Source organism: Brevundimonas alba, from assembly GCF_011927945.1.
GTDB classification, from domain to species: Bacteria; Pseudomonadota; Alphaproteobacteria; order Caulobacterales; family Caulobacteraceae; genus Brevundimonas; species Brevundimonas alba.
Genome location: NZ_JAATJM010000001.1, coordinates 404,075 through 417,868, shown reverse-complemented (window position 1 = coordinate 417,868; position 13,794 = coordinate 404,075). Strand labels below are relative to the sequence as shown.

Sequence of the window (13,794 nt, the reverse complement as noted above, 5' to 3'; positions counted from 1 at the left end):
GAAGAGGGCAAGGCCCCGCGCATGCCGGTCAAGACGCCGCACATGCCGATGTTCGCCCCGGTCACCGGCCCGCGCCTGACGCCCGAGGAGGCGCCCGGCAAGCCGTCCGACTGGACCCCGCACCGCCCCGACCGTCCCGCCGGGCGCAAGCACATCCCCTTCCGGCTGGAGACGAAATACTCCCCCGCCGGCGACCAGCCCGCCGCCATCGCCGAACTGGTCGAAACCGCGAAGTCCGGTGAGCGCGAGCAGGTCCTGCTGGGCGTCACCGGCTCCGGCAAGACCTTCACCATGGCCAAGGTCATCGAGCAGACCCAGCGCCCCGCCCTTATCCTGGCCCACAACAAGACCCTCGCCGCCCAGCTCTATTCCGAGTTCAAAAGCTTCTTCCCGGATAATGCCGTCGAGTATTTCGTATCGTACTACGACTACTACCAACCCGAAGCTTATGTCCCAAGAACAGACACTTACATCGAAAAGGACAGCTCCATAAACGAGCAGATCGACCGGATGAGGCATTCGGCGACGCGGGCGATTCTGGAGCGGGACGATGTGATCGTGGTGGCCAGCGTTAGCTGCATCTACGGCATCGGCTCGGTCGAGACCTACACCGCCATGACGTTCACGCTGAAGGTCGGGGACCAGATCGACGAGTCCAAGCTCCGCGCCGACCTGATCGCGCTGCAGTACAAGCGCAACGACGTCCATTTCGAACGCGGCATGTTCCGCAAGCGCGGCGACGTGCTGGAGGTCTTCCCCGTCCACATGGAAGACCGCGCCTGGCGCATCCAGCTGTTCGGCGACGAGCTGGAGTCCATCCAGGAGTTCGACCCCCTGACCGGCAAGAAGACCGCCGACCTCGAGGAGATCACCGTCTACGCCGCCAGCCACTACGTCACGCCCCGGCCCTCGCTCAACCAGGCCATCACCGGCATCAAGAACGAGCTCAAGGAGACGCTCGACTGGATGGTCGAGAACGGCAAACTCCTCGAAGCCCAGCGCCTAGAACAGCGGGTGCGCTTCGATCTGGAGATGATGGAGGCCACCGGCTCCTGCGCCGGCATCGAGAACTACTCCCGCTGGCTGACCGGCCGCGCCCCCGGCGAGCCGCCGCCTACCTTCTTCGAATACATCCCCGACAACGCCCTGCTGTTCGTCGACGAGAGCCACGTCACCGTCGGCCAGATCAGCGCCATGTACCGCGGCGACTATCGCCGCAAATCCACCCTCGCCGAGTACGGCTTCCGCCTGCCCAGCGCCATCGACAACCGCCCGCTCAAATTCGACGAGTGGGACGCCATGCGCCCCCAGACGGTCTTCGTCAGCGCTACCCCCGGCCCGTGGGAGATGGAGCGCACCGGCGGCGTCTTCACCGAACAGGTCATCCGCCCCACCGGCCTGATCGACCCCCCGGTCGAGATCCGCCCGGTCAGCGGCGTCACCCGCAACCAGGTCGACGACGTCATCGACGAGGTGAAACAGGTCGCCCGCGACGGCTACCGCTCCCTCGTCACCGTCCTGACCAAGAAGATGGCCGAGGACCTGACGGAATACATGCACGAGCAGGGCGTCCGCGTCCGCTACATGCACTCCGACGTCGACACGCTTGAGCGGATCGAGATCCTGCGCGACCTGCGCCTCGGCTCATTCGACGTCCTGATCGGCATCAACCTGCTGCGCGAGGGCCTCGACATCCCCGAGTGCGGCCTGGTCGCCATCCTCGACGCCGACAAGGAGGGCTTCCTGCGCTCCGAGACCTCCCTGATCCAGACCATCGGCCGCGCCGCGCGCAACGTCGACGGCCGCGTCATCCTCTACGCCGACCGGATGACCGGCTCGATGGAGCGCGCCATCGCCGAGACCAACCGCCGCCGCGAGAAGCAGGAGGCCTACAACGCCGAGCACGGCATCACCCCGGAATCGGTCAAGCGCGACATCCGCGAGATCATGGCCAGCCCCTATGAGTCCCGCGCCCTCGACGCCCTGACCGCCCCGGGCGTGAAGGAGGAGTCCCGCCCCTTCACCGGCTCCAACTTCCAGGCCGCCCTCAAGGACCTCGAAGGCCGCATGCGCAACGCCGCCGCCAACCTCGAATTCGAGGAAGCCGCCCGCCTGCGCGACGAGATCAAGCGGATGAAGCTGATGGACCTGGAGTTCGCCAACGAGGTGCTGACCGCCGAGGGGGAGCAGGTGGACAAGAGCGCGCCGAAGCGGTGGCGGGCGGATGCCGCGGCGGAGAAGGCGGAGGCGTTCCGGAAGGGAAGGTAGGGGCCCTAGGCGTCGGTGCCGCTCCGCCTAACTAGATCAAGCGGGAGAAGCCGGGGATCGGGGTTTGCCGCGACTGTGACGGATCAAACTAGGTTTCGAACAGCCATCGCCCACCATCGAACGAGGATTGCATGTCGCTGCTTGATGCTCCCAGAGTCGTTGCTGGACCTGAGAAGTAGCTCATAGCGGTCCAAGTCGGGCGTGGTGGTGTCTCCTGCCTTCGCCTTAATCTTGTTGTCCTCCCGAGCCGCTTGGAAGAATTCCAAAAAGGTTCTTACCTTTGATGGGTCGGGATGGTCGAGATTACGGATAAACCAATAGAACACAGGGATTTGGCTGGGTTGACGAAGCAACGGGTCTCGCATGCCGAATACCTCGGTCAAGTAAGTCAGATTGTCTCTCACGCGGTTTGCCGAAGCCTGAAAGTCTATGCTCTCGGTTGGGGCAAGCAGTTCAAGGAGCCCTAGTTCGGCTTGTTGGGGATCCCCATCATTTGCAATGGCTCTAACAAGAGCATCCAGCTGACGCTTTTTCGTATCAACCGGCGCCCCTCGGTGCTCGATCAGCAAGAGCTTAGCCGCAAGATTCTTATCTTCGGAGCGGACGGTCGAGAAAGGAAGGTACTCGCTGAGGAACGGGTGGTTCACGAGTTCACGGATGATAGCCGGTACGCGTCCAGGCATGGCGTTCCGCAGCTCAGCACCCGTCAGGGGCTTGCTTGTGTTAAGCCGGACAAACAGCTGGCTAATGTTAGCCTCGTCATCCGTAACAACCGCCATTATTGCGAGCTTAAAGTCCTCTAGTTTGTATGCAATCTCAGGAAAGTTCAGAGATATATCTTTCCAGTATTTTCCTGCGATCTCTACAGATGGGTCGGAATAGAATTCAAACTCCTTGGAAAGCGGATACTTTCCATCCATAAAATCGAAAAGAGCGTTAAGTCGTTGTTTTCCGTCAATAACGGCGTACTTCAGTCCCTTATCATTCAGCTCGTTGACGCCGTACGAGAAGTCGGCCAAGTAGATTTTCGGTATATCGAAGCCATTAAGTATGGAGTCGATCAGGTATTGTTGATTGGCAACGCTCCAGATGTTGCTCTTACGCTGATAGATCGGCTCGAAGTCGATATCAAATCGCTGTCGCCAAAGCCAAGCGACATTCTCGACATGCATCTGTATGTTCAGGCGATGGAAGTTAGTAGCCATGCTGATAGCTCACTTCTCTCGCCAATCCGTCTAGGTCCGGAAAGACAACTGAGTCTGTGAACCCCATCCGAAAGAGAGCGGAAAAGATCGCGGCTGCACTGTCCTTGTCGATGATTATCTTATCCAATACGCCGTCTGGACCCACTGCCTCTTGGGCGTCCATCGGGTCGGGCGCCGAGCCGAAAAGCACAAAAACGCCGCGCTGAGCGACGATGCGCTTGCTGTTGTGTACGCCATACATTGCGACGGGCTTTTCACGCTCAATGTGGCCGGGGCGATAGGCTCGCAAGTTCGAATGGTTTGGAGACAGGATGATATCGCTGTCTTTGGACATACCCATTAGCGAAACTTGGTTGAGGCGTTTTGGATTAAGGGTCCAGACGCCAGCGTCCGACAGCGGAAGCGAACGACGCCACTTAACCAGCGCGAAGTAAAGCGCGACAAACGGGTTTTCGGTCCAATCTAACAGTCTCGTGGGGAGGCCGTAGTGCTGCATTATGAACAGCGTCTCTAGGTCTCCCTCTGGGGTCGCGGCTGGTAGCGGCCCGGTCATGAACGGAGGGGATCGATGGCGGAAGGTATCTACCAGCGAACCCTCAAGGTCCGCGTAAAAGGTCGGAGTGCCGTCTGAGGGGCGGCGGTAGAGCGACGGAGTGAGCGGATAGGCGTCTGCTGCCGATGTCCCTCGAAACCAAACTCTATCTTCGGCTGATGCCTTGTCCGAAACTAGCTGGGCATACTCCGCCAAGCTGGTGATCCGTTCGGGCTCTGGTGTGTTCTTCTGCGCGTCGGTCATAATTATCCGGCGGTCATCCTTCGGGGAGGTGGCAGACGCTACTCGACTATGAACGCTCTCAAGCTAAGCGGGGGTAGTTGATTTGGCTAGGATCAACCGTCGCGAGACGAGGAGGAGGTCAACGGCGACCCGACGGGCGCGTAATCGATGACTATCCTTCACCGCCCCTAACCCCCTGACCCGCCACCCGCTACGGTGGGAGGATGGGGGACGATACCAACTCATGGTGCAGACTCGGCTTCGCCGAGCCGAGCGCCGCCTACACCAGCGCGACCCAGCAGGCGCGGCATTTGACCGAGGGCTGGATGGCGGAGCACGGCTTCTGCCCCGCCTGTCCGGCCGACCGGCTGCCGCCCCTGCCCAACAACACCCGCGTCGGCGACTTCCGCTGCGCCGCCTGCGGCGAGGAGTATGAGCTCAAGTCCGGGCAGGGCGCCGTCGCGGGGGTGCTGCCGGCCGGGGCGTGGGGGGCGATGAAGCAGCGGCTGGCGGCGGCGAACAATCCCAGCCTGTTCGTCATGGGCTACGACCGCGTGGCGCATCGCGTCAGCGAGCTGATCGTTGTGCCGCGCCATTTCTTCACCGGGGCGATCATCCGGCCGCGCGCGCCGCTGGGCCCCGACGCCCGCCGCGCCGGCTGGCAGGGCTGCACGATCCGGCTGAAGGACGTCCCCGCCGCCGGCCGCATCCCCCTGATCCAGCACGGCGCCCCGCGCCCGCAGGCCGAGGTCCGCGCCGCTTGGACCGCCACCCTGTTCCTGCGTGAGACCCGACCCGAGGCGCGCGGCTGGCTGCTGGCCGTCATGGGTGCGGTAGAGGCGGTGGGGCGGGAGGCGTTCACGCTGGACGAGGTCTACGCCCACGAGGCCCGGCTGGCGGCCCTCTATCCCGGCAACAACAACGTCCGGCCCAAGATCAGGCAGCAGCTGCAGGTGCTGAGGGACCGGGGCTGGCTGGCGTTCGGGGACAAACGCGGGACCTACCGGCGGACCTGATCACCACTCCAGAGGTTCGGCCCTCTCGTCCCGCGCATGGGCCGCCCGGATCTTGCCGATCTTGCGCGAGCGGGCCTTCAGCCGTTCGCGCGCCTCGGCCTGGCGCTGCTTGTCGGCGCGGCGGGACATGGCCCAGAGATGCAGGCGCGCGGCGCCGCGCGGCTCGGTGAGGGGCGGCCAGCTGCCGTCGGCGAGACAGTGCTGGCGGAAGGCGTGGAAGGCCTCCGGGCTGATGAACCGGCCGCGCGCCATGTTGCAGGCCTCGCAGGCGGCGACGAGGTTGTCGGTCTTGTCCGATCCCCCGAATGAGCGCGGCGTCAGATGCTCGCGCGTCGCCATCGCCGGCCCCTTCGGCCATGTCCGCATCGCACCGCCGCAATAGGCGCAGCGCCAGTTCTGCGCCTCGGCCAGCATCCTCTGGGTGATCATCAGCCCGTCCCTCCACCGGCGGGCAGAGTGGAACAGCGATACGTCAAAACCGGTCGTAAGCCTCGGGATTTCCACAACTAAAGAACAAAAGCAGAACATAGGGGCTGTGCGATCGCAAGCCTGAGAACTAGGGCTGCGGCGTCGGTGGTTCTCCGGAGCCCATCAGTTTGCGTCCCCCAGCCAAGCCTCCTGCCCAGCCCCCAGCCTCCCACCCGTCCGCCCCCACGACCCCCGCCCGGCTGCTGCACGTCCGCTGCCTGCGGCCCGGCTGCGGGCGGGAGGCGCTGCTGAATGACCATGTGTTCGGCGACGGGCCGCGTCCGGCCGAAGGGCTGTCGCGGCGGTTCGTCTGCGCCTGCGGGCGACGGGCGGCGCATCTGCGCTATGTCTCGCGGCGGCCGCGGCCCGACAATCCGTGCGGCTGGCTCTGACCCATGCTGCTGCACAGCCACCCCGGACCGCCCGAGCCGCCGCGGCTGATCACCATCCAGAGCGCGCGGCGGCACAATTTCCTCCTGTCGCTGCACTGCGAGCCGTGTGGCCGGCATCAGCATGTCGACGGCGCGACCCTGCCGATCATCCCGAAGGCGGTGTGCCTGGGCGAGCTGTGGCTGGCCGGGCGGTTCCGCTGCGCCGGATGCCGCCGCCCGGCGACGCAGCTGGACGTGATCGAGCGGGAGCTGAGCCTGAACGTGAAACGCGAGGTCTGGCGGCTGGGCGACCCTCTGGTGCCCGAGCGGCTGCGCCGCCACTGGCGCTGGGACCCCTGGGACCGCAAGGACTGGCCGGCGTGGTTCAAGCGGAGGTGAGTTCTTGCTTTCGTCATCCTCCGGCAAGGCGCTTCAGCGCCGCGACCGGGGGACCCAGCGGCGCGCGTGAGCGCGACCCTGCCGGGAGCGCTGCTGATCGCGACAGCCTGCCTGAACGGATCGCCTTCGGCGCCGCTGGGTCCCCCGGTCTCCCCACGCTTTCGCGAGGGTCGCCGGAGGATGACGAAAGGGAGGCGGTCTCGCCGCTAGCCGCCACGTCCGATTCTGACGCAGCGGCGCCGTAGCGTGTCGGCATGCACGAGAAGTCGCCGCCCCGTTATCGATCCGAGGAGCACTGGGCCGAGATACGGCGGGCGTGGGAGCGGGGGGCGACGGGGGCGTCTCTGGCGCGGCGGTACGATGTCGGGCTGGCGAACCTGTGGCGGCGGCGGGCGGAGGAGAGCTGGGAGCGGAAGCCTGAGCCGGATCCCGTGCCGGAGCCGCTGGAGGGGTGGGAGCGGTATGCCGAGAAGAAGCGGGACGCGTTCGAGCTGAGGCTGGAAGAGACGCGGCTGGTGGCCGCCACCCTCGCGGAGGCGATGGCGGGCGGGGCGCTGGAACGGGTTCCGCTGTGGCACCTCGGCTTTGTGCTGCGGTGGCGCGCCGGGCGGCTGACGCCGGAGACGGCGGCGCGGGACCGGGACTGGGCGCGGCGCTACGGCTGGACCGGGGCGCTGTGGAAGGAGGACGGGTCGCTGTATCATCAGGCGTGGCTGGACGGGGCCACAATCCAGGCGAACCGCGACGAGTGGCGGGCGGACGCCGGACTGCCGGACGGGGTGGCGGAGGACTGGCCGTAGGCGAGGGACGCCGTCGGGGCGCCGCCCCTCACGCCACCTTTTCGGTGATGAAATGGCGGCCCTCGCGGTCCTCGATCTCGACCACCCAGAGGTCGGGGTCGTAGCCGGACTGGCGCTGGATGTAGGCGTCGAGCTCGAATTCGGCGTCGCTCTCGACCGGCTGCATCCACAGCCGTTCGCCGTCGGGACCGAAGGCCTCGCTGTACAGGCGGGCGCGGCGGGTGGAGGTGTCGAAGGCCTTGACGATGACCGTGCCGGCGCGGGCGTCGCCCTTGCGCGCGACCGTGGCGAAGGCGCCGCCCAGCTCGGCGCGGCGGATCAGGGCGGACACCCACAGGTCGGTGGAAAGAAGCAAATCGCTAACCCTGATCGGAAACCATACCGGAACGCGTGGCGCGTAGGGTGCGGCGCATGACGATAGGGCAGAACGCCGCCGCCGCCAAAGCCGCACTCCTCGCCGCAGCCCTGCTGGGGGCGGCCGGGCCCGCGTGGGCCGGAGTGGGCGCGGCCGGGACCTATTATGAGCGGGCCTTCGTGGTCGCCGCCGACGCCCGCTGCAATCTGTTCGCGCCCCAGGTCGACGCCGCCCTGGGCGCGGCGACGGCGCAAGCGCGGGGCGCGGCGCTGCGGTCCGGCTCGGCCGAGGCCGATCTGAACGCCGCCGCCGCCCGGGCGCGGGCGCGGGCCGGAGCCGTGTCCTGCCGCGACCCGGAGCTGGAGACGGTGCGGGCGCGGGTGGCCGGGGCCTTCGCCGGCTGGACGCGGACGCCGCGCATGACCTTCGCCGGGGGACGCCAGCCCTGGATCGCCGACCGCACCAAATGGGCCGCGCCCGGCTGGCGGTTGAAACAGGCCTCGACCACGGGGGCGTCTCCGGTTGCGATCGGCTACGGCGGCGACGCGCTGGCGGGGGACCTGACGGCGGTGGTGTCGTTCGTGGGGCGTTCGCGGCCCAATGCGGCGCGGCTGGTGTTCCGGGACGAGGCCAAGGCGCCGCGGGCCTGGCTGTCGGGCGGAGGGCTGGCGCCGGCCGCCTCGCGCGCCAGCGTCTGGGCCACCGGGGTGTCGGCCGCCGATCCGGCCCTGCTGGCCGAGGGCCGGCGCGGGGGCGAGGCGTGGCGCTTTCCGGCCTCGGTCGCCGACCGGCTGGCCCGGCTCGATCCGCGCGAGACGTTTCTGGTGGAGTTCCATTTCCGCGACGGCAGCGTGGCCACGGCCCGCTTCGAGGCGGGCGATTTCGCCGCCGGCCGCGCCTTCATGTCCATGGGGGCGCTCTAGCAGGGGAGGCTCTTAACGCCGCGTTTACCACGTGCCCGGCATTTTCTGCCCAGCGGGCGTCTGTAAGCACCCGTAAGTATTCGGGGCGGGACGCGTGGGCGGCTTCACGGCGGCGGTGCAGAGATTCGGGATCGGTCGCCTGACCGTGGTGCTGGGCGTCGCCGCCGGCGTCGCCGCGGTGCTCGTGGCGGTCATGCTGCGCATCGGCCAGGCCCCGGACGCCCTGCTCTATTCCAACCTCGACCTGCGCGAGGCCTCCGAGATCACCACGGCGCTGGACGGCGCGGGGATCAAATACTCGTCCAAGGGCGACGGCTCGACGATCTTCGTCAGCCGCGACGAGGTCGGGGAGGCCCGCATGCTGGTCGCCGGCAAGGGCCTGGTGACCTCCGGCAGCGTCGGCTACGAAATCTTCGACAACCAGTCGGTGCTGGGACAGACCGAGTTCCAGCAGAACCTCAACGCCAAGCGCGCGACCGAGGGCGAACTGGCCCGCACCATCATGAGCCTGCGCGGCATCACCTCGGCGCGGGTGATGATCGCCATGCCGGATCGCCAGCTGTTCCAGAGCACCGCCGCCGAGCCCACCGCCGCCGTGGTCGTGGGGGTCACCGGCGGAGCGCTGACGGGCGCCCAGGTTCAGGGGATCCGCAACCTGGTGGCCTCGGCGGTCCCCAATCTGAAGCCGGAGAGGGTCACCTTGACCGACACGGCCAACCGCACCCTGGCCGCCGGCACCGACGACGCCGGCTTCAGCGCCGCCTCGGCGGAAGAGGCCAAATCCTCGACCGAGGCCCAGCTGCAGGCGCGGATCAAGGACATCGTCGAGGGCGTCGTCGGCGTCGGCGCGGCGCGGGTGCAGGTCACCGCCGACATCGACCACAGCCGCTCGACCACCCAGGAACAGCGGTTCGATCCCGACGGTCAGGTGGTTCGCTCGACCTCGACCAACGGTTCGGAGAGCCAGGACACCAGCGGCGTCAACGACGGCGGCGCGACGGCCACCAACAACATCCCCGGCGGCGAGGCCGCGGCCACGACCCCGATCGGCTCGCGCGACACCCAGAACACCGAGACCACCAACTACGAGATCTCCAACACCACCACGACCACGGTGAAAGAGGCCGGCGAGGTCAAGAAGCTGGCCGTGTCGGTCGCGGTTGACGGCAAATGGACCCCGCCCGCCAATGGCCGCGGCGAAGGGACCTATGCCCCGCGCAGCGAGCAGGAGATCGCCCAGATCAAATCGCTGGTCGCGGCCGCCGTCGGCATCGACGAGACCCGCGGCGACAAGATCGAGGTTCTCAACGTCCGCTTCGCCCGGGATGTGGCCGCGACCGGCGGCGTCGAGGCGGGCTCGTCGCTGTTCGACTTCACCAAGAACGATCTGATGCGCGGCGTCGAACTGCTGGTGCTGCTGATCACCGGCGTGCTGCTGATCTTCTTCGTGCTGCGGCCGCTGCTGAAGAGCGCCACCGGCGGCGGCATGGGTCAGCCGCAGCTGGCCGGCGCGAGCGGCCTTCCGGTGACCTCGCTGCAGACCACGATCATGAACGGCGCAGGCGGGGCCCAGATGGCCCAGATTTCGGGTCCGGCCGGTCCGTCGGAGATGGAGCAGCGGCTCGACATCGCCCGCATCGAGGGACAGGTGAAGGCCTCGTCGGTCAAGAAGGTCGCCGACTTCGTCGAAAAACATCCTGACGAGTCGACGTCGATCCTGCGCAGCTGGGTGCACGAAGGCTGATGGCGGCCCGGATGGTCAGCAAGAAGCCAGCCGTCGAGGATGTCAGGAAGCTGACGGGCCCGGAGAAGGCCGCCGTCATCCTGCTGTCGCTGGGCGAGGATCACACCCGGCTGTGGCAGAGCCTCGACGAGGAGGAGATCAAGGAAATCTCGCAGGCCATGGCCTCGCTCGGCACCGTCTCCGCGGCGGTGGTCGAGGAGCTGATGGTCGAGTTCGTCTCGGGGATGAGCGGCTCGGGCGCGGTGATGGGCAGCTACGAACAGACCCAGCGTCTGCTTGCCTCCTTCATGCCGGGCGAGCGCGTCGACGCCCTGATGGAGGAAATCCGCGGTCCGGCCGGTCGGACGATGTGGGACAAGCTCGGCAATGTGAACGAGGCCGTTCTCGCCAACTATCTGAAGAACGAATACCCGCAGACCGTCGCGGTGGTCCTGTCGAAGATCAAACCGGACCACGCCGCCCGCGTCCTGACCAGCCTGCCCGAGGACTTCGCCCTCGAATGCGTGCAGCGGATGCTGCGCATGGAGCCGGTGCAGCGCGAAATCCTCGACAAGATCGAGCAGACCCTGCGTACCGAATTCATGTCGAACCTGGCTCGTACGTCGAAGCGCGACAGCCACGAGCTGATGGCCGACATCTTCAACAGCTTCGACCGCCAGACCGAGGCCCGCTTCATCGGCGCGCTGGAAGAGCGTAACCGCGAGGCGGCCGAGCGCATCCGCGCCCTGATGTTCGTGTTCGAGGATCTGGCCAAGCTGGACCCCGGCGGCATCCAGACCCTGCTCCGCGCGGTCGAGAAGGACTCGCTCGGCCTGGCTCTCAAGGGGGCGTCGGAATCCCTGCGCGAACTGTTCTTCTCCAACATGTCGGAGCGCGCCTCCAAGATCATGCGCGAGGACATGGAGTCGATGGGCCCCGTCAGGCTCAAGGATGTCGACCAGGCCCAGATGGCCATGGTCCAGGTCGCCAAGGATCTCGCCGCCAAGGGCGAGATCATGCTGGTCGGTCAGGGCGCCGACGATGAGCTGATCTACTGACATGACCGCCCAACCCCTCAGCACCCCGTTCGCCTTCGACACCGAGTTCGACGCTTCCGGCGTCGTCGTGCAGCCGTCCGCCTTCCGTCCGGCCAAGCGCGCCTATGCGCCGCTGGAGGTCGACGCCCTCGTCGCCCAAGCCCGGCTCGAAGCCCGCAACGAGGCGTTGGCCGAGGCGGAGAGCGTTCAGTCGATGGCGCTTTCGTCCATCGCCCAGAGCCTCGCCGCGGCGGTCCCGTCACTGAGCCGGGTCGCCCAGGCCCACCGCGAACAGGCCGCCGAACTGGCGCTCGCCGCCGCTCGCGTGGTCGCCTCCGCTGCTCTCGACCGCTTCCCGGCCGGGCCGCTTCAGGCCGCGCTCGAAACCCTCGGACAGGAAATCGACGCCTCGCCCCGTCTGGTCATCCGCACGGGCGATCTCGACGAGGCCGGCCGCGCCCGCATCACCCGGCTGTGCGACGACTCGGGCTTCTCGGGCGTGGTCGCCTTCCGCGAAGATCCGGCCCTGCCGCCCGCCTCCTTCCAGCTGGAATGGGCCGACGGCCGCGCCGCTTTCGACGCCGAGGCCGCCTTCGTCCGTATCGGCGACGCCCTGCGCTCCGCCCTGGCCGCCGAGGCCGGCCACGCCGAGACCCTGAACCCCGACACCTCACTGGAAGGGAGGCCGTAATGGCGTCCGACACCATGGCTCTGGAGGAGTTCGCCGACTCCACCGCGATCACCGTCAACGACGAGGCGACCGACAAGACCGCCAGCGACCTGGCCCCGGTCTTCGACGTGCCGGTCAATATCTCGGCGGTGCTGGGCAAGGCCCACATGTCCGTGGCCCAGCTGCTGAAGCTGAACCGCGGCTCGGTGCTCGAGCTGGATCGCAAGGTCGGCGAGGCCATCGACATCTTCGTCAACAACCGGCTGGTCGCCCGCGGCGAGGTCGTCGTCGTCGAGGACCGGCTGGGCGTGACCATGACGGAAATCATCAAGACCGAGGACTCGGGCGCCTGATCGGCGACCGGTTGTAGAGATTAGAGGAGAAGACCCATGCGGCTTCTGGTGGTTGGCAGGCTCAGCGGACAGCTGGCGACGGCGGTGAAGATGGCCATGGCGCACGGCGCCAAGGTCCAGCACGTCGAGCGTGGCGATCAGGCGACGGAACAGCTCCGGCGCGGGCAGGGGGCCGACCTGCTGATGGTCGACTACCGCGTCGACATCGCGGCCCTGATCGCGGCCAACGAGAACGAGCGGATCCATGTGCCGGTGGTCGCCTGCGGGGTCGACGCCGACGCCACGGACGCCGCCAACGCCATCCGCGCCGGCGCCAAGGAGTTCATCCCCCTGCCGCCCGAGGCCGATCTGATCGCCGCCGTCCTGTCGGCCGTCGCCGACGACGAGCGCCCGCTGATCTCGGCCGATCCGTCGATGAAGGCCGTCATCCAGCTGGCCGACCAGGTCGCCCGTTCGGAAGCCTCCATCCTGATCACCGGCGAAAGCGGCGTCGGCAAGGAGGTGATGGCCCGGTATCTGCACGCCGGGTCCAAGCGCGCCGAGCGGCCCTTCATCAGCGTCAACTGCGCCGCCATCCCCGACAACCTGCTGGAATCCGAGCTGTTCGGGCACGAGAAGGGCGCCTTCACCGGGGCCATGGCCCGCCGCATCGGCAAGTTCGAGGAAGCCGACGGCGGCACCCTGCTGCTCGACGAAATCTCGGAGATGGACGTCCGCCTGCAGGCCAAGCTGCTGCGCGCCATCCAGGAGCGGGTCATCGACCGCGTCGGCGGGACCAAGCCGGTGCCGGTGAACATCCGCATCATCGCCACCTCGAACCGGGACCTCGCCAAGTCGGTGGCGGAGGGGACCTTCCGCGAAGACCTGCTGTACCGTCTGAACGTGGTGAACCTGCGGCTGCCGGCGCTGCGCGAGCGGCCGGGCGACATCGCCGTGCTGGCCGACCACTTCGTCAAGAAATACGCCGCCGCCAACGGCGTGCCGGTCCGTCCAATCTCGGGCGACGCCAAGCGCGCCCTGATCTCGCATCGCTGGAACGGCAACGTCCGCGAGCTCGAGAACGCCATGCACCGGGCGGTGCTGCTGGCGGTCGGTCCCGAGATCGACGTCGAGGCGATCCGCCTGCCGGACGGCCAGCCGCTGGCGATGGGCACCCACGGCGCCGCCGCGGACGCCGGCGTCGCTGGCCGCGCCGCCCACGTCGCCGACACCGTGACCCGCGCCCACGTCGGCCAGACCGTGGCGCAGATGGAAAAGACTCTGATCCTCGACACCCTGTCGCACTGCCTCGGCAACCGCACCCACGCGGCCAATATCCTCGGCATCTCGATCCGCACGCTGCGCAACAAGCTGAATGAATACGCCGACGAGGGAACCTCCATCCCCGCGCCCCAGTCGGGCATCGCCGCCAGCGGCTACGCGGCCGCCTGA

The 13,794-nt window shown here is 67.4% G+C and carries 15 protein-coding genes; 11 read left to right on the top strand and 4 right to left on the bottom strand.

The window, feature by feature from the left end; all coding sequences use genetic code 11:
• Nucleotides 1-42 precede the first annotated feature (42 nt).
• On the top strand, nucleotides 43-2,268 hold the full coding sequence (gene uvrB / locus GGQ87_RS01990) for an excinuclease ABC subunit UvrB (RefSeq protein ID WP_168047232.1): 2,226 nt from the start codon (nucleotides 43-45) through the stop codon (nucleotides 2,266-2,268).
• An 83-nt stretch (nucleotides 2,269-2,351) separates the two neighbouring features.
• On the opposite strand, the gene GGQ87_RS01985 is transcribed toward uvrB, so the two are convergent.
• Together GGQ87_RS01985 and GGQ87_RS01980 are read right to left on the bottom strand one after the other, a co-directional pair.
• Entirely contained in the window at nucleotides 2,352-3,473 is a 1,122-nt protein-coding gene (locus GGQ87_RS01985; RefSeq protein WP_168045040.1) for a DUF262 domain-containing protein, read from the bottom strand.
• On the bottom strand, nucleotides 3,463-4,269 hold the full coding sequence (locus GGQ87_RS01980) for an FRG domain-containing protein (RefSeq protein WP_168045039.1): 807 nt from the start codon (nucleotides 4,267-4,269) through the stop codon (nucleotides 3,463-3,465). Before GGQ87_RS01980 ends, GGQ87_RS01985 begins: the two co-directional genes overlap by 11 nt.
• A gap of 203 nt (nucleotides 4,270-4,472) precedes the next feature.
• Between GGQ87_RS01980 and GGQ87_RS01975 the strand changes: the two genes are divergently transcribed.
• The gene (locus GGQ87_RS01975; RefSeq protein ID WP_168045038.1) at nucleotides 4,473-5,264 is read left to right on the top strand and encodes a DpnI domain-containing protein; all 792 of its coding nucleotides are present in this window, start codon (nucleotides 4,473-4,475) and stop codon (nucleotides 5,262-5,264) included.
• On the opposite strand, the gene GGQ87_RS01970 is transcribed toward GGQ87_RS01975, so the two are convergent.
• Nucleotides 5,265-5,693, bottom strand: coding sequence for an HNH endonuclease (locus GGQ87_RS01970; protein ID WP_168045037.1), 429 nt, complete (start codon nucleotides 5,691-5,693; stop codon nucleotides 5,265-5,267).
• Nucleotides 5,694-5,860: 167 nt separating this feature from the next.
• On the opposite strand from GGQ87_RS01970, the gene GGQ87_RS01965 reads away from it, so the two are divergent.
• From GGQ87_RS01965 to GGQ87_RS01955, 3 genes are all read left to right on the top strand, one after another.
• The gene (locus GGQ87_RS01965; RefSeq protein WP_168045036.1) at nucleotides 5,861-6,124 is read left to right on the top strand and encodes a hypothetical protein; all 264 of its coding nucleotides are present in this window, start codon (nucleotides 5,861-5,863) and stop codon (nucleotides 6,122-6,124) included.
• A 3-nt stretch (nucleotides 6,125-6,127) separates the two neighbouring features.
• Complete coding sequence (locus GGQ87_RS01960; RefSeq protein WP_168045035.1) at nucleotides 6,128-6,502, top strand: hypothetical protein; 375 nt, start codon at nucleotides 6,128-6,130, stop codon at nucleotides 6,500-6,502.
• Nucleotides 6,503-6,756: 254 nt separating this feature from the next.
• Nucleotides 6,757-7,302 (top strand): hypothetical protein, encoded by a 546-nt coding sequence (locus GGQ87_RS01955; RefSeq protein WP_168045034.1) that lies wholly within the window; start codon nucleotides 6,757-6,759, stop codon nucleotides 7,300-7,302.
• 28 nt (nucleotides 7,303-7,330) lie between these two features.
• On the opposite strand, the gene GGQ87_RS01950 is transcribed toward GGQ87_RS01955, so the two are convergent.
• Nucleotides 7,331-7,657, bottom strand: coding sequence for a DUF1491 family protein (locus tag GGQ87_RS01950; RefSeq protein ID WP_168045033.1), 327 nt, complete (start codon nucleotides 7,655-7,657; stop codon nucleotides 7,331-7,333).
• 56 nt (nucleotides 7,658-7,713) lie between these two features.
• Here GGQ87_RS01950 and GGQ87_RS01945 point away from each other — a divergent pair, with 56 nt between their 5' ends.
• From GGQ87_RS01945 to flbD, 6 genes are all read left to right on the top strand, one after another.
• On the top strand, nucleotides 7,714-8,580 hold the full coding sequence (locus GGQ87_RS01945) for a hypothetical protein (RefSeq protein ID WP_209282375.1): 867 nt from the start codon (nucleotides 7,714-7,716) through the stop codon (nucleotides 8,578-8,580).
• Nucleotides 8,581-8,674: 94 nt separating this feature from the next.
• Nucleotides 8,675-10,324, top strand: a complete 1,650-nt coding sequence (gene fliF / locus GGQ87_RS01940; RefSeq protein ID WP_168045032.1) for a flagellar basal-body MS-ring/collar protein FliF — start codon at nucleotides 8,675-8,677, stop codon at nucleotides 10,322-10,324.
• A gap of 11 nt (nucleotides 10,325-10,335) precedes the next feature.
• Nucleotides 10,336-11,361 carry a flagellar motor switch protein FliG gene (gene fliG / locus GGQ87_RS01935; RefSeq protein ID WP_209282374.1) on the top strand — a complete coding sequence of 342 codons (1,026 nt, stop codon included), beginning with the start codon at nucleotides 10,336-10,338 and terminating at the stop codon, nucleotides 11,359-11,361.
• A gap of 1 nt (nucleotide 11,362) precedes the next feature.
• Nucleotides 11,363-12,031, top strand: a complete 669-nt coding sequence (locus tag GGQ87_RS01930; protein WP_168045030.1) for a FliH/SctL family protein — start codon at nucleotides 11,363-11,365, stop codon at nucleotides 12,029-12,031.
• Nucleotides 12,031-12,363, top strand: a complete 333-nt coding sequence (gene fliN / locus GGQ87_RS01925) for a flagellar motor switch protein FliN (protein WP_168045029.1) — start codon at nucleotides 12,031-12,033, stop codon at nucleotides 12,361-12,363. Before GGQ87_RS01930 ends, fliN begins: the two co-directional genes overlap by 1 nt.
• Before the next feature lie 36 nt (nucleotides 12,364-12,399).
• Nucleotides 12,400-13,794: a sigma-54-dependent transcriptional regulator FlbD gene (gene flbD, locus GGQ87_RS01920; protein WP_168045028.1), complete on the top strand. Its 1,395-nt coding sequence runs from the start codon at nucleotides 12,400-12,402 to the stop codon at nucleotides 13,792-13,794.

Bases quoted from the DNA above. Each gene is read 5' to 3' on its own strand.
- GGQ87_RS01985 (WP_168045040.1), bottom strand. From the start codon at position 3,473: ATGGCTACTAACTTCCATCGCCTGAACATACAGATGCATGTCGAGAAT.
- fliG (WP_209282374.1), top strand. From the start codon at position 10,336: ATGGTCAGCAAGAAGCCAGCCGTCGAGGATGTCAGGAAGCTGACGGGC.
- fliN (WP_168045029.1), top strand. From the start codon at position 12,031: ATGGCGTCCGACACCATGGCTCTGGAGGAGTTCGCCGACTCCACCGCG.
- GGQ87_RS01955 (WP_168045034.1), top strand. From the start codon at position 6,757: ATGCACGAGAAGTCGCCGCCCCGTTATCGATCCGAGGAGCACTGGGCC.
- GGQ87_RS01945 (WP_209282375.1), top strand. From the start codon at position 7,714: ATGACGATAGGGCAGAACGCCGCCGCCGCCAAAGCCGCACTCCTCGCC.
- GGQ87_RS01930 (WP_168045030.1), top strand. From the start codon at position 11,363: ATGACCGCCCAACCCCTCAGCACCCCGTTCGCCTTCGACACCGAGTTC.
- GGQ87_RS01960 (WP_168045035.1), top strand. From the start codon at position 6,128: ATGCTGCTGCACAGCCACCCCGGACCGCCCGAGCCGCCGCGGCTGATC.
- uvrB (WP_168047232.1), top strand. From the start codon at position 43: ATGCCGATGTTCGCCCCGGTCACCGGCCCGCGCCTGACGCCCGAGGAG.
- GGQ87_RS01970 (WP_168045037.1), bottom strand. From the start codon at position 5,693: ATGATCACCCAGAGGATGCTGGCCGAGGCGCAGAACTGGCGCTGCGCC.
- GGQ87_RS01975 (WP_168045038.1), top strand. From the start codon at position 4,473: ATGGGGGACGATACCAACTCATGGTGCAGACTCGGCTTCGCCGAGCCG.
- flbD (WP_168045028.1), top strand. From the start codon at position 12,400: ATGCGGCTTCTGGTGGTTGGCAGGCTCAGCGGACAGCTGGCGACGGCG.
- GGQ87_RS01980 (WP_168045039.1), bottom strand. From the start codon at position 4,269: ATGACCGACGCGCAGAAGAACACACCAGAGCCCGAACGGATCACCAGC.